Origin of the sequence: Enterobacter sp. MGH120 (assembly GCF_001037725.1) — a bacterium.
GTDB lineage: Bacteria > Pseudomonadota > Gammaproteobacteria > Enterobacterales > Enterobacteriaceae > Enterobacter > Enterobacter hormaechei_C.
On record NZ_KQ089940.1, the window covers coordinates 528,722 to 552,457 of the forward strand.

Genomic DNA, 23,736 nt, shown 5'->3' on the forward strand with positions numbered 1-23,736 from the left:
AGCCCGGTGGCGCTGACGCTTACCGGGCCTACAGAACCGTAGGGCGGGTTAGCGAAGCGCCACCCGCCGCAACAGCATTACGCCTGCTTAGCCGCTTCTGCCGCTTTAACGATCACCGCGAAAGCGTCTGCTTTCAGGGATGCGCCGCCAACCAGTGCGCCATCGATGTCTGGCTGGGTGAACAGCTCAGCTGCGTTTGATGCGTTAACGGAACCGCCGTACTGGATGATGACCTGCTCAGCCACTTTCGCGTCTGCTTTTGCAATGTGGTCACGGATGAACTTGTGCACCGCCTGTGCCTGCGCTGGAGTTGCAGATTTGCCGGTACCGATCGCCCAGACTGGCTCGTAAGCGATAACCGCGCCTTCGAACGCTGCCGCGCCCTGGGTTTTCAGCACAGCGTCGATCTGACGTGCGCACACTTCTTCGGTTTTGCCTGCTTCGTTTTCTGCTTCGGTTTCACCGATGCACAGAACCGGGATCAGACCCTGCTCTTTCAGCACAGCGAATTTCTTCGCGATGAACTCATCGGATTCTTTGTGATAGGTGCGACGCTCGGAGTGGCCGATGATGATGTATTTCGCGCCGATATCTTTCAGCATTTCAGCGGAGGTTTCACCGGTGAACGCGCCAGACAGGTTAACGTCAACGTTCTGCGCGCCCAGAATGATGTGGCTGCCGTCAGCGGCACGTTTAGCCAGATCCAGGTACATATCCGGCGGAGCGATAGCAACCGCGCAGCCGGTCACGCCAGCCAGCTCTTTACGCAGGTTAGCAACCAGTTCGTTTACCATGTGGCGGCTGCCGTTCAGTTTCCAGTTACCCATCACTAAAGGATGTCGCATTTCAATTCTCCACGCTCAATAAGCGAATTAAGGAATATGGCCGCCCTGTCGGGCAGCATGGTCTGTGAATCAGTATAGAGATTTTCCCTCGAAAGGCTTTGCTTTTTGTCATTAATTCGCCCCCTCGAGTGCGTCTGATAGAGCCAGCTTAATCGGTTCAACCGCGAAGGTCAGCCCCTTTTCGCCGTTATCTGCGACGACATAGCGAACGGCACCTTCCGTATCGGCGTAATAGCGTTTGTTTTTCCCGGCGGTAAGCAGTTTTTGCAGCTTTTGCTGGCTTTGTGCTTTCGTGAAGGTGGGGGTAAAGGCGCGCAGAATAGCGCTCATGTACTCCAGCGCTTTCGCTTTCGCCGCTTTCTGCTCTGGCCCCTGAATCGGCAGCCAGGTGATCTGCATACTTTTGATTTTTAACGTTCCGCGCTCAAGGGCGGTAGAGGCATACAGATTCTCGTTAATTTTGCTGGCCGCGCGGGTCAGGGTCGGCGTATCGCGGGCGCTGTCAATCGCACGGAACTCTCCCAGCGGAAGTGAGGGGTTTTCTTTGTTGAAGGCTTCGCGGAACTGGCTGATAGATTGATCGAAAGAGGGGGCGCCCGCCAGAAGATAGGGGGCGGTGACCGGGGAAGCCGTTTCCGCGGCATAGAGGGAAAAACTGGCGCTCAGCATCGCTAAACACAAATAAAGAGAGTGTGCCGAACTTTTCATCAACATTGCCCCTGGCCATCATTGCCCATGATTAAAACGATATCTTGTCGGCTTGTCAAAAGGTCACAACTCCAGGGTAAAATGCGGGCTAAACAATAATAAGGAACCTTACATGACCATACAGCAGTGGCTGTTTTCATTCAAAGGGCGTATTGGACGCCGTGACTTCTGGATCTGGATTGCAACGTGGGTTGTCGCCATGCTGCTACTGTTTTTTGTTGCCTACAACGCATGGCTGAGCACGCAAACGGCGGCATTTGCGCTGGTCTGTTTACTGTGGCCAACCGCCGCCGTAGTGGTGAAACGTCTGCACGATCGTGGCCGCTCCGGCGCATGGGCTTTCCTGATTATTCTGGCGTGGATGCTGGTGGCGGGGAACTGGTCAATGCTGCCCTCAATCCTCCCATGGGTGGTGGGCAGACTGCTGCCGACGGTTATCTTTGTAATGATGGTTGTCGAACTGGGCGCGTTTATCGGCACCCAGAGCGAGAACAAATATGGAAAAGATACCCTTGAGGTGAAGTACCGCTGATCACCAGTAGTGTTCGGCGGTCATGTGGCCCGGCCGGCGGCGAAGGTGCTTCGTCATCTGCCGGGTATCCTTCAGCAACTGCTGCGTATCGCGTACCATCTGCGGGTTACCGCACAGCATCACATGGCTGGTTTCGGTATTCATCGGTAAACCCACCGCTTCTTCCAGCGCGCCGCTTTCAATCAACGCCGGAACGCGACCGGTTAACGAGCCGGCTGCGGTTTCGCGGCTGACCACCGTCTGAATTTTTAACTTCCCGCCATAACGCTGTTCCAGCGCCTGCATCTGCGGCAAATAGCTCAGGTCTGCGGCGTAGCGCGCGGCGTGAACCAGCACGATATTTTTAAAGCGCTCCAGATCTTTGCCGTATTGCAGAATGGAAAGATACGGGCCAATGGCCGTGCCGGTCGCCAGCATCCAGAGCGTGTCACAGTCGGGGATTTCATCCAGCACGAAGAACCCCGCCGCGTCGGAGACAATCTGCACTTCATCGCCCGGCTTCAGCGCGGCGAGGCGTGGGCTGAGCTTACCGTCCGGGACGGTGACCAGATAGAACTCAAGGTCCGGGTTATCAGGCGCATTAACGTAAGAGTAGGCGCGCTGTACGCGTTCACCGTCAATATCCAACCCGAGCTTGGCAAACTGCCCGGCAGTAAACGGATGAACGGGAGCGTGCAGCGTGAGGCTAAATAGCGCATCGGTCCAGAACTGTACCTTTGTGACTTTACCTGTTACCCAGTCCGCCATGATCTTCTCCTGTGCTGTTTCTCTCTTCTATCTTCCGTACTTGCGGGAAACATTTCCAGCCCATTCGGGCCGGAAAGCTCTATCGATCAAACGGTTTTACAGAATGTGCGTCTGTACGTCCGGATCTTTACGATCGAGATAATGAATGGACTTAATGCGACGAATGGTGCGGGATTTACCACGGATCAGCAGGGTTTCAGTGGTGGCCATGTTGCCCTTGCGGGTGATGCCGTCCAGCAGATCGCCTTTGGTGATGCCGGTTGCGGAGAAGACCACGTTATCGCTGCGGGCCATCTCGTTCAGCGCGAGCACTTTATTGGCCTCGATGCCCATCGCCGCGCAGCGCGCCAGTTCGTCTGCACCAATGCGAAGGTTCTCGTCGCTGTCGCCTTTGACCTCATGGCGTGGCAGCAAACGCGCCTGCATATCGCCGTCCAGCGCGCGGATCACTGCCGCAGAGACCACACCCTCCGGCGCGCCGCCGATGCCGTAAAGCACGTCGACTTCGCTGTCAGGCATGCAGGTCAGAATAGAGGCGGCAACGTCGCCATCCGGAATAGCAAACACGCGTACGCCGAGCGCTTGCAGGTACGCAATGGTGGCGTCGTGGCGCGGTTTCGCCAGAATGGTCACGGTGAGTTCGCTGAGCGCTTTACCCAGCGCCGCAGCGATATTGCGCAGGTTGGCGTCCAGCGGCAGGCTAAGGTCGATAGCGCCTTTAGCGCCAGGACCGACGATCAGTTTTTCCATATACATATCGGGGGCGTTGAGGAAGCAGCCCTTATCGCCCACCGCCAGTACCGCCAGCGCGTTGGCCTGGCCCATCGCCGTCATACGGGTGCCTTCGATTGGGTCGACCGCGATATCCACGGCATCGCCTTTGCCCGTCCCGACTTTTTCACCGATGTAGAGCATCGGCGCTTCGTCGATTTCGCCTTCGCCAATGACGATAGTGCCATCGATATTGACCTGATTAAGCACAATGCGCATGGCGTGGACGGCTGCACCATCTGCGGTATTTTTGTCGCCACGGCCCAGCCACTTGTAGCCTGCGAGGGCGGCAGCTTCGGTGACGCGGGAAAACTCGATAGCAAGTTCACGTTTCATGAGGTACTCGTACAATCAAAAGGAATTGCACGAAGTTTATCACAGAGTGGGGAGGGGCGAGGGGACCGGTGCGGTCGGAGCCCCTCACCCTAACCCTCTCCCAGGGGAGAGGGAATATAGGTTTACTCGTCGTGCTCTTCCCACGCCAGGGCACGTTTCACCGCTTTCTTCCAGCCGCTATAGCGGTAGTTGCGCTCGGTGGTTTCGATGCCAGGACGGAATTCGCGTTCGATAACCGCTTTTTCCTGAAGCTCGTCGAGGTTTTGCCAGAAGCCAACCGCCAGACCTGCCAGATACGCCGCGCCCAGCGCCGTCACTTCTCGCACCTCAGGACGTTCAACGCGGGTGCCCAGAATGTCGGACTGGAACTGCATCAGGAAGTTGTTGGCTACCGCACCGCCGTCCACGCGCAGGGCGTGCAGACGAATGCCGGAGTCAGCCTGCATCGCTTCCAGCACGTCGCGCGTCTGATAGGCGATAGATTCCAGCGTCGCGCGAATGATGTGGTTAGAGTTCACGCCGCGCGTCAGGCCGAAAATCGCGCCGCGGGCATACGGATCCCAGTACGGTGCGCCCAGACCGGTGAACGCTGGCACCACGTACACGCCGTTGGTGTCTTTCACTTTGGTCGCGAAGTATTCGGAGTCAAACGCATCGCTGATCAGCTTCATCTCGTCGCGCAGCCACTGAATGGAGGCACCCGCCATGAATACCGCGCCTTCCAGGGCATAGTTCACTTCGCCGCGCGGGCCGCAGGCGATGGTGGTCAGCAGACCGTTTTCTGATTTCACCGCTTTCTCGCCGGTGTTCATCAGCATAAAACAACCGGTGCCGTAGGTGTTCTTCGCCATCCCTTCCTTGACGCACAGCTGGCCGAACAGGGCCGCCTGCTGGTCACCGGCGATACCGGCGATAGGAATACGGGTGCCACCTTTACCGCCAATGTTGGTCTGGCCATACACTTCTGAAGACTTACGGACTTCTGGCAGCATCGCGCGCGGAATGTCCAGCGCGTCCAGCATCTTGTCATCCCACTCAAGGGTGTTGATGTTGAACAGCATGGTGCGCGAGGCGTTGGTGTAGTCGGTGACGTGAACGCGTCCCTGAGTCATCTTCCAGATAAGCCAGGTATCGACGGTGCCGAACAGTAGCTCGCCACGTCGTGCGCGCTCGCGTGAACCTTCCACGTGGTCGAGGATCCACTTCACTTTGGTGCCGGAGAAATAGGGGTCAACCACCAGGCCGGTGGCGCTGCGCACGTACTCTTCCATTCCTTCGCGCTTCAGCTGTTCGCAGATCTCTGACGTACGACGGCACTGCCAGACAATGGCGTTGTAGATGGGCTTACCGGTTTCGCGCTCCCAGACCACAGTCGTTTCACGCTGGTTGGTGATACCGATAGCGGCAATCTGGTCAGAACTGATGTCGGCTTTCGCCAGCACTTCCACCAGCGTGGAGCTTTGCGACGCCCAGATCTCCATCGGGTCGTGTTCTACCCAGCCTGGACGCGGGTAAATTTGCTCAAATTCGCGTTGAGACACGCTGACAATGTTCGCGTCATGATCCATTACGACAGCGCGGGAGCTGGTGGTGCCCTGGTCGAGCGCAACGATATATTTTTTTTCGGTCATGGTATGTGTCCCGTAGTCAGATTACAGCGAAGCTTTTTGTTGTGTGGTGGAAGCCGTCTCTTTCTCCTCTTCCACACAAGTGTCGCACGGTAAGTGGCGACCAATTAATTTGCGATAGCCGAATGCGCCCAGCGCCGCCCCTACGATTGGCCCGAACAGCGGAACCAGGAAGTAAGGAATGTCTTTGCCGCCCGTGAAGGCGACATCGCCCCATCCCGCAAAGAAGGCGAAGGTTTTTGGACCCAGGTCACGCGCCGGATTCATCGCAAAGCCGGTCAGCGGACCCATGGATGCGCCAATTACCGCAATCAGAAGGCCAATCAAAAGTGGCGCCAGCGGGCCGCGCGGAATGCCGTTTCCATCGTCGCCCAGCGCCATGATGACGCCCATCAGAATAGCGGTAATCACCATCTCAACCGCGAACGCCTGCACAAAATTGATATGCGGATTCGGATACGTTGAGAAAATGCCTGCCAGATCCAGACTTTCGACACTGCCACGCACCATATGATGCGTCTGTTCGAAGTCGATGAAAAGATTGTAATAAAGCCCGTAAACTAACGCCGCTGCGCAAAAGGCGCCGGCAAATTGCGAAATGATGAAAGGAACAACTTTGCGTCCGTCAAAACACGCGAATAGCCACAACGCGATGGTCACCGCCGGGTTAAGATGTGCACCGGAAACCCCTGCGGTCAGGTAGATGGCCATCGCCACGCCCAGACCCCAGATAATACTGATTTCCCACTGACCAAAACTGGCACCCGCCACTTTCAGTGCTGCGACACAGCCTACTCCGAAGAATATCAACAACCCGGTACCCAGGAACTCGGCAATACACTGGCCTTTTAAGGTTGATGTCTGACTCATAATCGGAATCCTGCAAAAGAGTAATGTTTATTGTTTGCGTGACCGCCCGTGACAGTCACGATGCCCTGTAGACATAGTGTTAATTTATCGTTAACGAGCACAAACGAGAAATATCGAAATCTAAATGTGTGGTCTGCGTCAATAAAATGAGCGTTTTCGCGCCATAAAGCGCGTTTTTGCATCAGATAATGATTATGGGCTGAATCATTTCTTTAACTTATGGGTTAACAACTTAGGGGTATATGCGGCGAACGCACCAGGACGAGGCCGAAAAGTGTTGCAAACCGCGATCTGCGTGGCATGCCGCTGGACAGGGGCGACGGCGCTCCATACAATCGGAACATATGTTGTGCGCGTTTACGTTAAAGCGTCGCCTTGCAATTCAGGAGAGGTAGGATCATGTCTTTAGAAGTGTTTGAGAAACTGGAATCGAAAGTACAGCAGGCGATTGACACCATCACGCTGCTGCAAATGGAAATTGAAGAGCTGAAAGAGAAGAACAACTCCCTGTCACAGGAAGTTCAGAATGCTCAACACAGCCGTGAAGAACTGGAGCGCGAAAACAACCAGCTGCGCGAACAGCAGAACGGCTGGCAGGAACGCTTGCAGGCGCTGCTGGGACGTATGGAAGAAGTTTAATTTCCTTAGGGAATGCATTGAACAGGCCGGGTAAGGCGAAGCCGCCACCCGGCTTTTTTATGGTTTCCGCTAACCGATATCAAACCATAAAAAAGGCCGCCCTGGGCGGCCTTAACGCTACTTGTCCTGCGCTGTCGTAGCAAAAGCAACAAACCCAACAGGTTCATCGCTCTTTACAACGAGTACGCTGGCGACAATGAACGCGATACATAAATAGCGTTTCATTATGCGGTCCCTGCTGCTTACCGCTCCACCGTTCACCATCGGTGATAAGTCGGTGGACACAAGCCCGGTTAAAGGTTGCTTTACGGTTGTGAATACACCTTTCCCTGGACCGATGCCCATTTGCGAGATGGCGGAAAGGGACACAGCATCATAATGAGCAACAGCTGCGGAGTTAAGGTTTCCACACATAATTAGGAATTTATAAAGGGTCGACAGGGGTTACCTGAGGAATGAACCAGGGTAAGATAAAAATCCTGGTTAAAGGTTGCAATATCACCCAACGGACCGCGAATCCCGAGGGACAAAAAAACCGCCACATTGCTGTTGGCGGTTTTTTTATGCATCTCGCTTACCGATTAACTACTCAATATCCAGCGCATCCTCAGAAAGGATAATGCCGGTATTGTCAGCATAAAGGTGGTCACCCGAGAAGAAGGTCACGCCGCCGAAGTTAACGCGCACGTCGCTTTCGCCGATGCCTTCACCCGCTGCGCCAACCGGAATGGCGGCAATGGCCTGAATACCGATATCCAGGTCTTCGAGATCGTCCACCTGGCGCACGGAGCCGTAGACCACAATCCCTTCCCACTCGTTTTGCACCGCAAGGCGGGCGAGGTCCGCATCGATCAGTGCACGGCGCACTGAACCGCCACCATCCACCAGCAGGACGCGACCACGACCGTTCTCTTCGAGCAGATCGTACAGCAACCCGTTGTCCTCGAAACATTTCACCGTGATGATTTGTCCGCCAAACGACGACCGCCCACCAAAGTTGGAGAACAGGGGTTCAACGACGTTGACATCTTCCTGGTAGATGTCACAAAGCTCGGAGGTATCGTATTTCATAGGTTTAACGCTCTGTTGCTGCGAATGTGTTCAGTATATCGTGCGAAATGCGTTGTTGGCAAAATCATCAATTGTTAATTGATATTTGTCAGCTAACTCAGCGTCTGGCTTAAGACAATCCCGATGACGAACAGCAGGTTAGTCAACAGCGCGCCTTTTACCGTACGTTCCAGCATCGGTGGCATGGCGGCCGGGCTGAGTTCACGCATAACGTAGCGGGCCTGCTTAATCAGCAGCGGTGCGGCGAGCACAAACAGCCAGCCCCAGAGGCTGTGCAGCGAAATCAGATTGAACAGCGCCAGGCAGACCAGCGCGCCGATGAGCAGGCAGGCGTGATAGCGGCGTGCATTCACCGGACCCAGACGCACGGCCAGCGTGTTTTTACCGTTCTCGCGGTCGCTATCGATGTCGCGCAGATTATTGATATTCAGCACCGCCGTCGCCAGCAGACCACAGGCGGTCGCCGGCAGGAACAGGGCAGGGATCACCGTGTGCGCCTGTAAGTACCAGCTTCCCATCACGCTCAGCCAGCCGAAGAACACCAGCACGGAGATGTCGCCCAGACCAATATACCCGTAAGGACGCGTCCCGACGGTATAGGTAATGGCTGCAATAATGGCGAGCAAGCCCAGCACCAGGAAGCCAATGAAATCACTGGTGGTTTTCGAGGCGACCGTCACCAGCGCCAGCCCGGACAGGCAAATCAACACCACGGTGATAATCAGCGCCCGCTTCATCTGTGCCTGGGTAATCACCCCTTTTTGCATGCCGCGCAGCGGCCCGATGCGGTCAGGCTTGTCGCTGCCTTTTACCGCATCGCCGTAATCATTGGCGAGATTAGAGAGGATTTGCAGCAGCCCGGCGGTGACAAGCGCCAGACCTGCTACCAGCGGATCGAAATGACCCTGCCACCAGGCAAGCGTGGTACCGACGATAATGGCGGCAAAAGCCAGAGGAAGCGTTTTAGGACGCAGACTTTCGAGCCACGCCTGTGTACGGCTGATATCAGTCATAGTTATTTAGCCAATAAAAATGGGGGCCATAGCCCCCATCAACAGTGATGAAAATGCATTGAACGCGATTATAGAATAAAACGGCTCAGATCTTCATCTGCCACTAACGCATCCAGGTGTTTGCCCACATAGTCTGCGTCAATGGTAATGCTTTGACCGTTAAGGTCGCTCGCATCATAAGAAATGTCTTCCATCAGGCGTTCCAGCACGGTGTGCAGACGACGCGCACCGATGTTTTCGGTGGTTTCGTTGACCTGCCACGCGGCCTGGGCGATGCGCTTGATACCGTCATCGGTAAATTCAATGTTCACGCCTTCGGTCGCCATCAGCGCTTTGTACTGTACGGTCACAGAAGCGTTTGGCTCAGTCAGGATACGTTCGAAATCTTCGGTGGTCAGCGCCTGCAACTCGACGCGGATTGGCAGACGTCCCTGAAGTTCCGGGATCAGGTCAGACGGGCTGGCAATCTGGAACGCACCGGAGGCGATAAACAGAATGTGGTCAGTTTTAACCATGCCGTGCTTGGTGGAGACGGTGCAACCTTCCACCAGCGGCAGCAGGTCGCGCTGAACGCCTTCGCGTGAGACATCCGGGCCGGACGCGTTGCCGCGCTTACAGATCTTGTCGATTTCGTCGATAAACACGATACCGTGCTGCTCAACCGCGTCGATAGCATCCTGTTTCAGCTCTTCCGGGTTAACCAGCTTCGCGGCTTCTTCTTCAATCAGCAGCTTCATCGCGTCTTTGATTTTCAGCTTACGCGCTTTCTGCTTCTGCCCGCCCAGGTTCTGGAACATGGACTGCAACTGGCTGGTCATCTCTTCCATGCCCGGAGGTGCCATAATTTCCACGCCCATTGGCGCGGCAGCGAGATCGATCTCAATCTCTTTGTCGTCCAGCTCGCCTTCGCGCAGTTTTTTGCGGAATGCCTGACGCGCAGCAGAAGGTTCAGGCTGCTGTTCAGCCTGTCCCCAGTTGTTTTTTGCCGGTGGGATCAGCACGTCGAGAATACGCTCTTCGGCCATCTCTTCGGCGCGATAGCGGTTTTTCTCAATTGCCTGGACACGCACCATCTTAATCGCCGAGTCGGTCAGGTCACGGATGATGGAGTCCACTTCTTTACCCACATAGCCCACTTCGGTGAACTTGGTGGCTTCAACTTTGATGAACGGCGCGTTAGCCAGTTTGGCCAGACGACGGGCGATTTCGGTTTTACCCACACCGGTCGGGCCGATCATCAGAATATTTTTGGGTGTCACTTCGTGGCGAAGCTCTTCGTCGAGCTGCATGCGACGCCAGCGGTTACGCAGTGCGATAGCCACGGAGCGCTTGGCGTCGTCCTGGCCGATAATGTGCTTGTTCAGTTCGCTGACAATTTCGCGTGGGGTCATTTCAGACATGGGCGATCCTTACGCTTTAGACGGTAATTCTTCGATGGTGTGATTGTGGTTGGTATAGATGCAGATATCACCTGCAATATCCAACGCTTTCACCGCGATATCGCGCGCGTTCATGTCGGTATTTTCCAACAGCGCACGGGCTGCGGCCTGGGCGTACGGGCCGCCAGAGCCGATGGCAATCAGGTCGTTTTCAGGCTGAACCACGTCGCCGTTACCGGTGATGATCAGCGAGGCGTTTTCGTCAGCCACGGCCAGCAGCGCTTCGAGCTTGCGCAGCATGCGGTCGGTACGCCAGTCTTTTGCCAGCTCAACGGCGGCTTTCACCAGATGACCCTGATGCATTTCCAGTTTGCGTTCAAACAGTTCAAACAGCGTGAAGGCATCAGCCGTGCCGCCTGCGAAACCGGCGATCACTTTGTCGTTATAAAGACGACGTACTTTCTTCACGTTGCCTTTCATGACGGTATTACCCAGCGTGGCCTGGCCATCACCGGCAATTACCACCTGGCCGTTACGGCGTACACTTACTATTGTTGTCACGAGCAGACCCCCTGGTTACAGATTCGGGAAACAGAAGCCCTGAGCCTGTGCTCAGGGCTGAATTAAATGATAGATGGGGGGGATTTTGGGGGTTTCAACCCCCGGAGGCGAGTCGAATGCAGTTTGTGTGGCCAGCCACTTTCAAACGGGAAATGGTGCCGTCTGCGTTTTCTTTGCCTTTGACCGGTCCAATCACTACGCGATTCCAGCCGTTGTTGGTGGTAATGCGAGAGTCAAATCCTTCAAATGCCAGCTGAGCACGCACCGTTTCTGCCTGTTCGGCGCCTTTAAACGAACCGCACTGAACCATCCAGCGGCGTTCATCTTTTTTCTCAGCCGTCTGCTTCGGTGCCTCGGTCTCTTTGGTGACCGGCGCAGCCTGCTGCGTTTTTGGCTGTTGCGCAGTGGTATGCGCAGGCGTCTGCAACAGATCCTGATACGGCTGTGCCGTTTGCTTCTGCGGCTGCGCCTTCGGTTGCTGCTGGACAGGCTGAGTTTGTACGGTACGCGTCTGCTGCTGCGGTTGTGAACGCGGCTGCTGTACCGGCTGCGTCTGCGTCCACTGCTGCTGTTGCGTTTGCTGCTGAGCCTGACGCTGGCGCTGCAACGTTTGCTGACGCTGCGCCGGGGTTTGTTCGTTCCACGGTACTTCGTTCAGCTGCGTAGGCTGCTGGCGCATGTCCGCCTGCATCTGAGCGAGCAATTGACGCTGTTCGTCCGTCAGCTGATCGGCATTCTTTACTTCACCCCCGGCAGAAGGCTCGGTAGGCGCACGTACGCCAGGCTGGCGGCTTTCCAGCTCTTTAATGTAGCGCCAGCGCTCTTCAGGCTTCGGCGGCAGGCCGTTGCCAACGACCTTGTTACCCTGAAGGGCTTCAGACTCTTCTTTTTTATGATGCGTAATGAAGTAGAGGCCGCCAATAAAGGCCACCAGCACAGCCGCAGCAATGGCGACCATAGCTGGGGAGACAGCAGACAGGCTGCGTTGCTTGCTTTTTGAACTACTCTTTTTGCGTCGCGAAGGTGCCGGCTGGCCGCGACGTACATAATCTCGTTGTGCCACTATCGTTTCGCTGTATTTATTCGTTCGTCAGCCCGCCATGTTACTTAAGCGACGGGGCTTTGACCAGATAAGGGTGTCGAAAGGTATTTACTTTAAGTTAATGCCTGGGTAGAGCCGCGCACAATCAGCTCACAATCCAGTAGTCGTGACCCACTGCTAACTGATTGACCGTGCAGCTGATCCAGCAAAAGCAGCATCGCTTCACGGCCGATGTCATACCGCGGCTGTGCAACGGTCGAAAGCGGCGGATCGCAAAACTCCGAAAGTGAAATATTATCAAAACCGATTATCGACAGGTCCTGCGGCACGCGCAGGCCGTGACGTTTGGCGTAGGATAACGCCCCCAGCGCCATCACGTCGCTGTGGCAGAAGACCGCGGTGGGCGGTTCTGGCAAGGACAGCAATTTTTCCAGCGCCTGCCCGCCCGCTTCAAAGGTGAAATCACCGCGCGCAATGTAGTGCGGATCGACGATAGCCCCGGTACGGCGCAGCGCCTGAACGTAGCCCTGCAAGCGGTAATGACACAGCGGCATCTCTTCTGGTCCGGCGATACAGCCGATACGCTTATGCCCCAGTTCCTGAAGATAGTTCACGGCGTTGAATGCGGCGGTGAGGTTATCGATATGAACGGTTGGCAGCTCCAGCTCCGGCGCGAATTCGTTCGCCATGACCATCGGCGGTAAATTGCGCTGTTCTTCAATGCTGGCATCAAACGGCAGGCGTGAGCCAAGCAGCAGCATGCCATCAATCTGCTTGGTGATGATCAGGTCGATGAACGTTTTTTCCTGCTGGTTCTGGTGAGCACAATCGCCAATCAGCACCAGATAGCCTTGGGCGGCGGCCGTGACCTCAATGCCGCGGATGATTTCGCTGAAGAAGGGATCGCAGATATCCGGCACGATCACCAGGATGGTGCGGGATTCGTTGCGTTTAACGTTGCGCCCCATGGCTTGCGGGAAATAACCGACCTCAAGCGCCGCCTTTTCAACCCGGTTTCGGGTCGCCTGGGAGACTTTGTCAGGGTTCATCAATGCGCGGGACACGGTTGCTGTTGAGACTTGTGCTTTCTCGGCAACGTCTTTCATGGTCGCCGAGGCAACCTCTTTCCTGGACTTCAACGTCTTCTCCTCGCCTGAACACCGAACTGCGGACAGCACCATTTTTACAGATAGTTAATGGAATCGGTTACAGAATTTTCATAAAAAGTGTGAGGCGCATTAAATTTTTCGATCCGTCTTCAGCCTTCAATCGGATCGACGTCAAGAACCCACTTCACTTTTCGCGCTTCCGGTAGGGTATTGATCAGCGCCAGCGTGCCGCTGACGATCTGCTGTAAACGGATACGCGAGGGGTGCTGAAGTAACAGTTGCCAGCGGAAACGGCCGCCGCGTTTCGGGGCGAGCGCGGGTACCGGGCCTAAAATCCACAGCTGATTATCCACCAGCGGGCTGGCTTGCAGGAGGTTTCTCAGCTGTTGCAGGAACAGCGGAGCCTGCTGGTTATTATGATCTTCCGCACGGATGATAACGTGGCTGGTCCATGGGGGAAGCTGCATCGTCTGACGTTCGGCCAGCGCCTGGTCCGCGAAGGCGTCATAGCCTTTGTGCAGCAGAGTTTGCAGCAGCGGATGTTCAGGGTGGTGCGTTTGCAGCACCACCTCGCCCTGCTTACCCGCTCGACCAGCGCGACCGGCAACCTGGGTATAAAGCTGGGCGAAACGCTCGGCGGAGCGAAAATCCGCGGAGAACAGCGCGCCGTCGACGTCCAGCAGGGCGACCAGCGTCACGTCCGGGAAGTGGTGCCCTTTCGCCAGCATCTGAGTACCAATCAGGATGCGCGCGCCGCCGCGATGCACTTCCGCCAGTTGCTGCTCCAGCGCCCCTTTACGGCTGGTGGTATCCCTGTCGATACGGGAGATGGGTACGTCCGGGAAGAAGGGCGCGAGCGCCTGTTCAAGCTGTTCCGTTCCCAGACCGACCGGCATGATGTGCGTTGAGCCGCAGGACGGGCATTGACGGGGGACCGGACGCTGGCTGTCGCAGTGGTGGCAGCGTAAATGGCGCTGAGCCTGGTGGAAGGTGTAGTAGTGATCGCAGCGCGGGCACTCCGCGATCCAGCCGCAGTCGTGGCACAGCAGCGCAGGCGCGAAGCCGCGGCGGTTCAGGAACAGGATCACCTGGTTGCCCGCCTGCAAATGCTGGCGCATGCGGCTAATCAGCGCAGGCGCTAACCCGGCCTGCACCTGCTGGCCTTTCAAATCCAGCACATGCTGAATGGCCGGGCGGGCATTCCCCGCACGGCGCGTCAGGCGCAGCATGTGGTATTTACGCTGGCGAACGTTGTGCAGCGTTTCAAGCGCGGGGGTGGCGGACCCGAGAATAATGGGGATTTGCTCGCTGTGGGCGCGGTACACGGCTAAGTCGCGGGCGTGATAGCGCCAGCCTTCCTGCTGTTTATAGGAGCTGTCATGCTCTTCATCGATTACGATAACGCCGAGATTTTTAAAGGGCGTAAACAGCGATGAACGGGTGCCGATCACAATTGCTGCTTCGCCGTTTTTCGCTTTCAGCCAGGCGCTGAGGCGCTCGCTGTCGTTCAGGCCGGAGTGCAGAACCTCAACGGGCGCATTAAAGCGTTCACGGAAACGCGCGATGGTTTGCGGCGTCAGGCCGATTTCCGGCACCATCACCAGCGCCTGTTTGCCCTGCGCGAGCACGTTTTCCAGCACGCTCAGATATACTTCGGTTTTACCGGAGCCGGTGACGCCCGCCAGCAGCCAGGCGGAAAAACGATCGGCGGCGCTGTGAATCGCGCCCACGGCGGTGGCCTGCTCGGTATTCAGACGCAGGCCACCGCCCGAGACGGAAAAGCCGTCGCGCCAGTCGTGAAGGGCAGGTGCTTCACTGGCCAGCTCGCTCAGCCCTTTCTTCCTTAATGCCTGCAACGCGGTTTCGCTTACCTCAAGCTCGTCGACCTGATGGCGCCAGATTTTTCCCTGGCGCAGCGCGGCCAGCGCCTGCTGCTGTTTCTGCGAGCGCTTCAGGCTGTTAATGTCCACCGCCTGGCCCTGCTCGGTGGCAAACCAGTACCACATTGGCGCGTGGCTGGCGCTCTTGCCCTGGCGCAGCATAATGGGCAGGGCATGGAACAGCACGTCGCCAATCGGATGATGATAATAATCTGCCGCCCACAGCAGCAGTCGCCAGGTGCTGGTGGAGTAAACCGGCTCGCTGTCCAGCACCTCAACAACCGATTTCAGCTCGTTAAGCGGCAGTTCGCTGTGTTCGCTGACGGACACCACGATCCCCACGCGCTGCTGTTTGCCAAACGGCACGGTCACGCGACAGCCCGCTTTGGCGCTCATGCTGTCGGGCAGCAGGTAGTCAAAGGTGCGGGGAAGCGGAACGGGCAGGGCAACGTGAGCGACGGGCATCGAATCTTCCTGACTTGAAAAGTGGCGCGTTAGTATACACATTAGTGAAAGCGGCGTGCGGATCAGTTTGCATACGTTGGTCAAATTCTGTATGATTCGCCGCCTTTGGTGTATTTTACGCCAAAGAACTTACATTCAACATCGCGTGGTGTCTGGCGTTAGGGCTGGAAGAGCGACGCGGCCTTAACTGAGGTTCTCCCATGAAAAAAGATATTCACCCGAAATACGAAATGATTACTGCAAACTGCTCTTGCGGTAACTCTATCCAGATCCGCTCTACCGTGGGTCACGATCTGAACCTGGACGTGTGCGGCAAATGCCACCCGTTCTACACTGGTAAGCAGCGTGATGTTGCAACCGGTGGCCGTGTTGACCGCTTCAACAAGCGTTTCAGCATCCCGGGCGCTAAATAAGTTTCCCGAAAAAAAGGCACCGCAAGGTGCCTTTTTTGTATCCGCTTATCAGTATTCCCACGTATCCGGGTCGATACCCAGTTCACGCATGATCACCTTCGCCTCTTCTGGAATTTCGTCACTGCGCTCTTTGCGCAGATCGTCATCGTTCGGCAACGGTTGGCCGGTAAACGCATGCAGGAACGCTTCGCACAGCAGTTCGCTGTTGGTGGCGTGACGCAGGTTGTTCACCTGACGACGCGTACGTTCATCGGTGAGGATCTTCAACACCTTCAGAGGAATGGACACCGTGATTTTCTTGACTTGCTCACTCTTCTTACCGTGCTCAGCGTATGGGCTGATATATTCGCCGCTCCATTCAGCCATGAGATACCTTTAATCCTCTCAGTCATTAATCTAAAGGTGCAAAACCGGTAACCATCAGTTTTGAACCGTAATCTTGCGTAGTTTACCGTAGAGACGATACCGAGGCACGGATATTGCCGCTGTAGCGTGTCCTAAAGCATATAATTTTAACGGCTATTTGCACATTGCTCAATCTATACGCAAAGAAGTTTAGATGTCCAGATGTATTGACGTCCATACTTTCAATGTTTACTCTGGTGCCTGACTTTTCACCTCATTCGCCAGGAAGCCTCACCATGACGCGTAAACAGGCCACCATCGCAGTGCGTAGCGGATTGAATGATGACGAGCAGTACGGCTGCGTTGTCCCGCCAATTCATCTCTCCAGCACCTATAATTTCACCGGATTTAATGAACCCCGCGCGCATGACTACTCGCGTCGCGGCAATCCTACGCGTGACGTCACGCAGCGCGCGCTGGCGGAACTGGAAGGCGGCGCGGGTGCGGTATTAACCAATACCGGCATGTCTGCCATTCACCTGGTGACTACGGTGTTCCTGAAACCTGGCGATCTGCTGGTGGCGCCGCACGACTGTTATGGCGGCAGCTATCGTCTGTTTGATAGCCTGGCGAAACGTGGCTGCTACCGTGTGCTGTTTGTCGATCAAAACGACGAACAGGCGCTGAAACAGGCGCTTGCCGAGCAGCCGAAGCTGGTGCTGGTGGAAAGTCCAAGCAATCCATTGTTGCGCGTAGTCGATATTGCGAAAATTTGTCAGCTCGCAAGGGATGCGGGAGCGATAAGTGTAGTGGATAATACGTTCCTCAGTCCGGCCCTTCAGAACCCACTGGCACTGGGTGCCGATCTGGTGTTGCATTCATGCACTAAATATCTGAACGGCCATTCTGACGTAGTAGCAGGTGTGGTGATTGCCAAAGATCCTGAGGTAGTCACCGAACTGGCATGGTGGGCCAATAACATTGGCGTCACCGCGGGCGCGTTCGACAGCTATTTGCTGTTGCGCGGCATCCGTACGCTGTCGCCGCGTATGGACGTGGCGCAGCGTAATGCCCAGGCGATCGTGGATTTCCTGAAAACCCAGCCGCTGGTGAAGAAGCTTTATCACCCGTCGCTGCCGGAAAATCAGGGGCACGAGATTGCCGCGCGCCAACAGAAAGGATTTGGCGCGATGTTAAGTTTTGAACTGGACGGTGACGAGCAAACGCTGCGTCGCTTCCTGAGCGGGTTGTCATTGTTTACGCTGGCGGAATCCTTAGGGGGAGTAGAAAGCTTGATCTCCCACGCCGCAACCATGACGCACGCAGGTATGGCACCCGAAGCACGTGCCGCCGCCGGGATTTCCGAGACGCTGCTGCGTATCTCGACCGGTATTGAAGATTCTGAAGATTTAATTGCCGATCTGGAAAATGGCTTCCGGGTCGCAGCCAAGGGGTAATCATGAGTGTGATAGCGCAGGCAGGGACGAAGGGTCGTCAGCTGCACAAGTTTGGTGGTAGTAGTCTTGCTGATGTGAAATGTTACCTGCGTGTCGCAGGGATCATGACCGAGTATTCACAGCCGGGGGACATGATGGTTGTCTCTGCGGCGGGCAGCACCACCAACCAGTTGATTAGCTGGCTGAAACTGAGCCAGACCGATCGCCTCTCTGCGCATCAGGTGCAACAGTCCTTACGTCGTTACCAGAGTGAACTGATTGCCGGTTTGCTGCCTGCGGACGTGGCGGACGGGCTGATTAGCGCTTTTACGCACGACCTTGAGCGTCTGGCCGCTCTGCTGGACAGCGGCATTACCGATGCAGTGTATGCGGAAGTGGTTGGCCACGGTGAAGTGTGGTCTGCGCGCCTGATGGCCGCCGTGCTGCAACATCTTGGTGTGGAAGCCGCCTGGCTCGACGCGCGTGATTTCCTGCGTGCCGAACGTGCCGCGCAGCCGCAGGTGGACGAAGGGTTGTCTTACCCGCTGCTGCAACAGCTGCTGGTGCAACATCCTGGTAAACGTATTGTCGTCACCGGTTTTATCAGCCGCAGCAATGCTGGCGAAACCGTTCTGCTGGGCCGCAACGGCTCTGACTACTCGGCAACGCAGATTGGCGCCCTGGCGGGCGTGTCCCGCGTCACCATCTGGAGCGACGTGGCCGGTGTCTACAGCGCGGACCCGCGCAAAGTAAAAGATGCCTGCCTGCTGCCGCTGCTGCGTCTCGACGAAGCGAGCGAACTGGCGCGTCTGGCGGCCCCGGTGCTGCACGCGCGCACGCTACAGCCGGTTTCCGGCAGCGACATCGACCTGCAACTACGCTGTAGCTACACGCCGGATCAGGGTTCCACCCGCATTGAACGCGTGCTGGCATCCGGTACGGGCGCGCGCATTGTCACCAGCCATGATGACATCTGCCTGATTGAGTTCCAGGTGCCTGCGGGCCAGGATTTCAAACTGGCACACAAAGATATCGACACCATCCTGAAACGTGCCCAGGTGCGTCCGCTGGCCGTTGGCGTACATAACGATCGTCAGCTGTTGCAGTTCTGCTATACCGCTGAAGTGGTGGACAGCGCCCTGAAAATTCTGGATGAAGCGGGCCTGCCGGGCGAGCTTCGCCTGCGTCAGGGGCTGGCGCTGGTGGCGATGGTGGGCGCGGGCGTCACCCGTAACCCGCTCCACTGCCACCGCTTCTGGCAGCAACTGAAAGGTCAGCCGGTGGAGTTCACCTGGCAGTCGGAAGAGGGCATCAGTCTGGTTGCCGTGCTGCGTAAAGGGCCAACCGAAAGCCTGATTCAGGGTCTGCACACCTCCCTGTTCCGCGCGGAAAAACGCATCGGCCTGGTACTGTTCGGGAAAGGGAATATCGGTTCCCGCTGGCTGGAGCTGTTCGCCCGCGAGCAGGTAACGCTTTCGGCGCGTACCGGGTTTGAATTTATTCTGGCAGGGGTGGTGGACAGCCGCCGCAGCCTGCTGAACTACGAAGGGCTGGACGCCAGCCGGGCGCTGGCCTTCTTTAACGATGAAGCGGTTGAGCAGGATGAAGAGTCGCTGTTCCTGTGGATGCGCGCGCACCCGTACGACGATCTGGTGGTGCTGGATGTGACCGCCAGCGAACAGCTGGCCGATCAGTATCTGGATTTCGCCAGCCACGGTTTCCACGTCATCAGCGCCAACAAACTGGCGGGCGCGAGCAGCACTGATAAATACCGTCAGATCCATGACGCATTCGAAAAAACGGGCCGTCACTGGCTGTATAACGCCACCGTTGGCGCGGGCCTGCCAGTGAACCATACCGTGCGCGACCTGATTGAAAGCGGCGACAGCATTCTGGCGCTGAGCGGGATCTTCTCCGGCACGCTCTCCTGGCTGTTTTTGCAGTTTGATGGCACCGTTCCGTTCACCGACCTGGTGGATCAGGCGTGGCAGCAGGGCTTAACCGAGCCGGATCCCCGCGTTGACCTTGCCGGTAAAGATGTGATGCGTAAGCTGGTGATCCTGGCGCGTGAAGCCGGCTACGACATTGAGCCGGGTCAGGTACGCGTTGAGTCGCTGGTGCCTGCGGGCTGCGAGGAAGGGTCCGTCGATCACTTCTTCGAGAACGGCGACGAGCTGAACGAGCAGATGGTGCAACGTCTGGAAGCGGCTAACGAGATGGGCCTGGTGCTGCGTTACGTGGCGCGCTTCGAGGCGAACGGTAAAGCGCGCGTGGGCGTGGAGGCGGTGCGTCCTGAACATCCGCTGGCGGCGCTCCTGCCGTGCGATAACGTCTTCGCCATCGAAAGCCGCTGGTATCGCGATAACCCGCTGGTGATCCGTGGCCCGGGCGCGGGACGCGATGTCACCGCCGGAGCCATTCAGTCTGACATTAATCGTCTGGCTAAGCTGCTGTAATTTCGCTTGTTCCCTCTCCCCGTGGGAGAGGGTTAGGGTGAGGGCAGCAGACCGCACTCACCCCCATCATGAACGCCCTTCATCTTGCCTGAACAAACCTCACCGTTATTGTTGATTATTTCTGTTGACGTCATCCCGCTTTTCCGTCATTTTTACATCTGGACGTCTAAACGTATAGAAGTTCACAACACAACAAACATCGACACGCGAAAGATAGAGGTAAGGTATGAGCTTTTTTCACGCCAACCAGCGGGAAGCACTGAATCAGAGCTTGGCCGAAGTAAACGGCCAGATTAACGTCTCTTTTGAATTTTTCCCGCCGCGCACCAGTGAAATGGAGCAAACCCTGTGGAGCTCTATCGATCGCCTGAGCAGCCTGAAGCCGAAGTTCGTCTCCGTAACCTACGGCGCCAACTCCGGTGAGCGTGACCGCACGCACAGCATCATTAAGGGCATTAAAGATCGAACCGGTCTGGAAGCGGCACCGCACCTGACCTGTATCGACGCCACCCGTGATGAACTGCGCGCCATTGCCCAGGACTACTGGAATAACGGCATTCGCCACATTGTGGCCCTGCGCGGCGACCTCCCGCCAGGCAGCGGCAAGCCGGAGATGTATGCCACCGATCTGGTCGGGCTGCTGAAAGACGTTGCCGACTTTGATATCTCCGTGGCCGCCTACCCTGAAGTTCACCCGGAAGCCAAAAGCGCCCAGGCGGATCTGCTCAACCTGAAGCGTAAAGTGGAGGCCGGTGCTAACCGCGCGATTACTCAGTTCTTCTTTGACGTGGAAAGCTACCTGCGCTTTCGCGACCGCTGCGTCTCGGCGGGTATTGATGTCGAAATCATTCCTGGCATTCTGCCGGTCTCGAACTTCAAACAGGCGAAGAAATTCGCAGATATGACCAACGTGCGCATTCCGCTGTGGATGTCCAAAATGTACGAAGGGCTGGACGACGATCCGGAAACCCGTAAGCTGGTGGGGGCCAATATCGCGATGGACATGGTGAAGATTTTAAGTCGCGAAGGGGTGAAAGATTTCCATTTCTATACCCTGAACCGCGCGGAAATGAGCTACGCCATTTGCCATACGCTCGGTGTTCGCCCGGCGCTGTAAAGTAAAAAACCCTCATAAAATGAGGGATTTTTAATCGAACGGAGAGTTAAAAGGTATTAGCTATCGAATCTGTGGATTAATTCAACTATCTCTTATCGCTAGTGGTGTATATCGTAACGGTAACACTGTAAAGGGAGCATAGCGATGAGCATGTCAGACGAGACCAATAACGCGGCATCCGCCGGCAAATGTCCGTTCCACCAGGGCGGCGTCGATCATAGCGCGGGTGCAGGTACCGGCAGCAAAGAATGGTGGCCTAAACAACTTCGCATCGATCTACTTAATCAACACTCCAGCCGTTCTAACCCTCTGGGTGAAGACTTCGACTACCGCAAAGAATTCAGCAAGCTCGACTATTCCGCCCTTAAGGGCGATCTCAAAGCACTGTTAACCGACTCACAACCGTGGTGGCCTGCCGACTGGGGCAGCTATGCGGGCCTGTTTATCCGTATGGCCTGGCACGGTGCGGGTACCTATCGCTCCGTTGACGGTCGCGGCGGCGCCGGACGCGGTCAGCAACGCTTTGCACCGCTGAACTCCTGGCCGGATAACGTCAGCCTGGATAAGGCTCGCCGCCTGCTGTGGCCAATTAAGCAAAAATACGGACAAAAAATCTCCTGGGCTGACCTCTTTATCCTCGCGGGTAACGTGGCGCTGGAGAACTCCGGCTTCCGCACCTTTGGTTTCGGTGCCGGGCGTGAAGACGTCTGGGAACCGGATCTGGACGTGAACTGGGGCGATGAAAAAGCCTGGCTGACCCACCGTGACCCGGAAGCGCTGGCGAAGCGCCCGCTTGCGGCCACCGAAATGGGCCTGATTTACGTTAACCCGGAAGGGCCGAACGCCAGCGGTGAACCGCTGTCTGCGGCGGCGGCGATCCGCGCTACCTTTGGCAACATGGGCATGAATGACGAAGAGACCGTCGCGCTGATTGCGGGCGGCCATACGCTCGGTAAAACGCACGGCGCAGGTGAAGCCACGCACGTGGGCACTGACCCGGAAGCGTCGCCGATTGAAGCGCAGGGCCTGGGCTGGGCCAGCACGCACGGCACCGGTATTGGCGCTGACGCCATCACCTCCGGGCTGGAAGTTATCTGGTCTCAAACCCCGACCCAGTGGAGCAATTACTTCTTCGAGAACCTGTTCAAATACGAATGGGTGCAGACGCGTAGCCCGGCGGGCGCCATTCAGTTTGAAGCCGTGGATGCGCCGGAAATTATGCCTGACCCGTTCGACCCGTCAAAAAAACGCAAGCCAACCATGCTGGTCACCGACCTGACGCTGCGTTTTGATCCGGAATTCGAGAAAATTTCCCGTCGCTTCCTGAACGATCCGCAGGCCTTCAACGAAGCCTTTGCGCGCGCGTGGTTCAAGCTGACCCACCGCGATATGGGGCCAAAAGCGCGGTACATCGGCCCGGAAGTACCGAAAGAAGATCTGATTTGGCAGGATCCGCTGCCTCAACCGGTGTTCCATCCGACGCAGGAAGATATTGAAAGCCTGAAAGCGGAAATCGCGGCCTCTGGTCTCTCCGTGAGCGAGCTGGTTTCCGTGGCCTGGGCGTCGGCATCGACCTTCCGCGGCGGCGACAAGCGTGGCGGCGCTAACGGCGCGCGTCTGGCGCTGGCGCCTCAGCGCGACTGGGATGTGAACGCCGCGGCGGTGCGGGCGTTACCGGCTCTGGAAGCAATCCAGCGCACCACTAATAAAGCCTCACTGGCCGATATCATCGTGCTGGCGGGTGTTGTGGGCGTTGAGCAGGCGGCGAAAGCCGCGGGCGTTTACGTCAACGTACCGTTCACCCCGGGCCGCGTGGATGCGCGTCAGGACCAGACGGACATCGAGATGTTTAACCTGCTCGAACCGGTTGCCGACGGTTTCCGCAACTACCGTGCGCAGGTGGATGTGTCCACTACGGAGTCGCTGCTGATCGACAAAGCCCAGCAGCTGACCCTGACCGCGCCGGAACTGACGGTGCTGATCGGCGGTCTGCGCGTACTGGGTGCAAACTTCGATGGCAGCAAGAATGGCGTGTTTACCAACCGCGAGGGCGTGCTGAGCAACGACTTCTTCGTTAATCTGCTGGATATGAACACCCAGTGGAAAGCGACCGACGACTCAAACGAGCTGTTTGCCGGTAGCGATCGCGCCAGCGGGGAAGTGAAATACACCGCGACCCGCGCCGATCTGGTCTTCGGTTCAAACGCCGTCCTGCGTGCGCTGGCCGAAGTTTACGCCAGCAGTGATGCACACGAGAAGTTCGTTCGTGATTTTGTTGCCGCGTGGGCGCGAGTGATGGATTTGGACCGGTTTGACGTGAAGTAGCCATTGTGCCGGGTGGCGGCTACGCCTTACCCGGCCTACAAATTAAAG

General features: G+C 56.7%; 21 protein-coding genes. 7 read left to right on the forward strand and 14 right to left on the reverse strand.

Going from position 1 to position 23,736, the window contains the following annotated elements; all coding sequences use genetic code 11:
- Nucleotides 1–77: 77 nt before the first annotated feature.
- Nucleotides 78–845, reverse strand: coding sequence for a triose-phosphate isomerase (gene tpiA, locus SK54_RS02490; RefSeq protein WP_003862019.1), 768 nt, complete (start codon nucleotides 843–845; stop codon nucleotides 78–80).
- A gap of 111 nt (nucleotides 846–956) precedes the next feature.
- Complete coding sequence (locus tag SK54_RS02495; protein ID WP_017383094.1) at nucleotides 957–1,553, reverse strand: DUF1454 family protein; 597 nt, start codon at nucleotides 1,551–1,553, stop codon at nucleotides 957–959.
- Between the two features lie 112 nt (nucleotides 1,554–1,665).
- Here SK54_RS02495 and SK54_RS02500 point away from each other — a divergent pair, with 112 nt between their 5' ends.
- Entirely contained in the window at nucleotides 1,666–2,085 is a 420-nt protein-coding gene (locus SK54_RS02500) for a DUF805 domain-containing protein (RefSeq protein WP_006808672.1), read from the forward strand.
- On the opposite strand, the gene fpr is transcribed toward SK54_RS02500, so the two are convergent.
- The 4 genes from fpr to SK54_RS02520 form a co-directional block, all read right to left on the reverse strand.
- On the reverse strand, nucleotides 2,086–2,832 hold the full coding sequence (fpr, locus tag SK54_RS02505; RefSeq protein ID WP_003862024.1) for a ferredoxin--NADP(+) reductase: 747 nt from the start codon (nucleotides 2,830–2,832) through the stop codon (nucleotides 2,086–2,088). It lies immediately after the preceding gene.
- Between the two features lie 96 nt (nucleotides 2,833–2,928).
- A complete protein-coding gene (gene glpX, locus SK54_RS02510; protein WP_015569942.1) occupies nucleotides 2,929–3,939 on the reverse strand; it encodes a class II fructose-bisphosphatase in 1,011 nt (336 codons plus the stop codon).
- Nucleotides 3,940–4,061: 122 nt separating this feature from the next.
- Nucleotides 4,062–5,570, reverse strand: a complete 1,509-nt coding sequence (glpK, locus tag SK54_RS02515) for a glycerol kinase GlpK (protein ID WP_006808669.1) — start codon at nucleotides 5,568–5,570, stop codon at nucleotides 4,062–4,064.
- A 21-nt stretch (nucleotides 5,571–5,591) separates the two neighbouring features.
- A complete protein-coding gene (locus SK54_RS02520) occupies nucleotides 5,592–6,437 on the reverse strand; it encodes an MIP/aquaporin family protein (protein WP_015569943.1) in 846 nt (281 codons plus the stop codon).
- Nucleotides 6,438–6,836: 399 nt separating this feature from the next.
- Between SK54_RS02520 and zapB the strand changes: the two genes are divergently transcribed.
- Nucleotides 6,837–7,076 carry a septal ring assembly protein ZapB gene (gene zapB / locus SK54_RS02525; protein WP_003862031.1) on the forward strand — a complete coding sequence of 80 codons (240 nt, stop codon included), beginning with the start codon at nucleotides 6,837–6,839 and terminating at the stop codon, nucleotides 7,074–7,076.
- Between the two features lie 585 nt (nucleotides 7,077–7,661).
- Here the strand turns inward: zapB and rraA are convergent.
- The 7 genes from rraA to priA all read right to left on the reverse strand — a co-directional run bounded on the left by rraA (nucleotide 7,662) and on the right by priA (nucleotide 15,596).
- On the reverse strand, nucleotides 7,662–8,147 hold the full coding sequence (gene rraA, locus SK54_RS02535) for a ribonuclease E activity regulator RraA (protein ID WP_003862032.1): 486 nt from the start codon (nucleotides 8,145–8,147) through the stop codon (nucleotides 7,662–7,664).
- 92 nt (nucleotides 8,148–8,239) lie between these two features.
- A complete protein-coding gene (menA, locus tag SK54_RS02540) occupies nucleotides 8,240–9,166 on the reverse strand; it encodes a 1,4-dihydroxy-2-naphthoate polyprenyltransferase (protein ID WP_087924327.1) in 927 nt (308 codons plus the stop codon).
- A gap of 62 nt (nucleotides 9,167–9,228) precedes the next feature.
- Nucleotides 9,229–10,560, reverse strand: a complete 1,332-nt coding sequence (gene hslU / locus SK54_RS02545; protein ID WP_015569947.1) for an HslU--HslV peptidase ATPase subunit — start codon at nucleotides 10,558–10,560, stop codon at nucleotides 9,229–9,231.
- 9 nt (nucleotides 10,561–10,569) lie between these two features.
- On the reverse strand, nucleotides 10,570–11,100 hold the full coding sequence (gene hslV, locus SK54_RS02550; RefSeq protein ID WP_003862036.1) for an ATP-dependent protease subunit HslV: 531 nt from the start codon (nucleotides 11,098–11,100) through the stop codon (nucleotides 10,570–10,572).
- Between the two features lie 94 nt (nucleotides 11,101–11,194).
- Complete coding sequence (gene ftsN / locus SK54_RS02555; RefSeq protein WP_047055747.1) at nucleotides 11,195–12,163, reverse strand: cell division protein FtsN; 969 nt, start codon at nucleotides 12,161–12,163, stop codon at nucleotides 11,195–11,197.
- A gap of 92 nt (nucleotides 12,164–12,255) precedes the next feature.
- On the reverse strand, nucleotides 12,256–13,281 hold the full coding sequence (gene cytR, locus SK54_RS02560) for a DNA-binding transcriptional regulator CytR (protein WP_032651968.1): 1,026 nt from the start codon (nucleotides 13,279–13,281) through the stop codon (nucleotides 12,256–12,258).
- Between the two features lie 119 nt (nucleotides 13,282–13,400).
- Nucleotides 13,401–15,596, reverse strand: coding sequence for a primosomal protein N' (gene priA / locus SK54_RS02565; protein WP_048246680.1), 2,196 nt, complete (start codon nucleotides 15,594–15,596; stop codon nucleotides 13,401–13,403).
- 200 nt (nucleotides 15,597–15,796) lie between these two features.
- Between priA and rpmE the strand changes: the two genes are divergently transcribed.
- Nucleotides 15,797–16,009, forward strand: a complete 213-nt coding sequence (gene rpmE / locus SK54_RS02570) for a 50S ribosomal protein L31 (RefSeq protein WP_003862040.1) — start codon at nucleotides 15,797–15,799, stop codon at nucleotides 16,007–16,009.
- Between the two features lie 48 nt (nucleotides 16,010–16,057).
- Here rpmE and metJ read toward each other — a convergent pair whose 3' ends face one another.
- Nucleotides 16,058–16,375 (reverse strand): met regulon transcriptional regulator MetJ, encoded by a 318-nt coding sequence (gene metJ / locus SK54_RS02575; RefSeq protein WP_006179183.1) that lies wholly within the window; start codon nucleotides 16,373–16,375, stop codon nucleotides 16,058–16,060.
- 275 nt (nucleotides 16,376–16,650) lie between these two features.
- On the opposite strand from metJ, the gene metB reads away from it, so the two are divergent.
- The 4 genes from metB to katG all read left to right on the forward strand — a co-directional run bounded on the left by metB (nucleotide 16,651) and on the right by katG (nucleotide 23,688).
- On the forward strand, nucleotides 16,651–17,811 hold the full coding sequence (gene metB, locus SK54_RS02580; protein WP_015569951.1) for a cystathionine gamma-synthase: 1,161 nt from the start codon (nucleotides 16,651–16,653) through the stop codon (nucleotides 17,809–17,811).
- Nucleotides 17,812–17,813: 2 nt separating this feature from the next.
- Nucleotides 17,814–20,246 carry a bifunctional aspartate kinase/homoserine dehydrogenase II gene (locus SK54_RS02585; protein WP_017383103.1) on the forward strand — a complete coding sequence of 811 codons (2,433 nt, stop codon included), beginning with the start codon at nucleotides 17,814–17,816 and terminating at the stop codon, nucleotides 20,244–20,246.
- A gap of 226 nt (nucleotides 20,247–20,472) precedes the next feature.
- Nucleotides 20,473–21,363 carry a methylenetetrahydrofolate reductase gene (metF, locus tag SK54_RS02590; protein WP_032104303.1) on the forward strand — a complete coding sequence of 297 codons (891 nt, stop codon included), beginning with the start codon at nucleotides 20,473–20,475 and terminating at the stop codon, nucleotides 21,361–21,363.
- A gap of 144 nt (nucleotides 21,364–21,507) precedes the next feature.
- Nucleotides 21,508–23,688: a catalase/peroxidase HPI gene (gene katG / locus SK54_RS02595; protein WP_017383105.1), complete on the forward strand. Its 2,181-nt coding sequence runs from the start codon at nucleotides 21,508–21,510 to the stop codon at nucleotides 23,686–23,688.
- The last annotated feature ends 48 nt before the right edge of the window (nucleotides 23,689–23,736 follow it).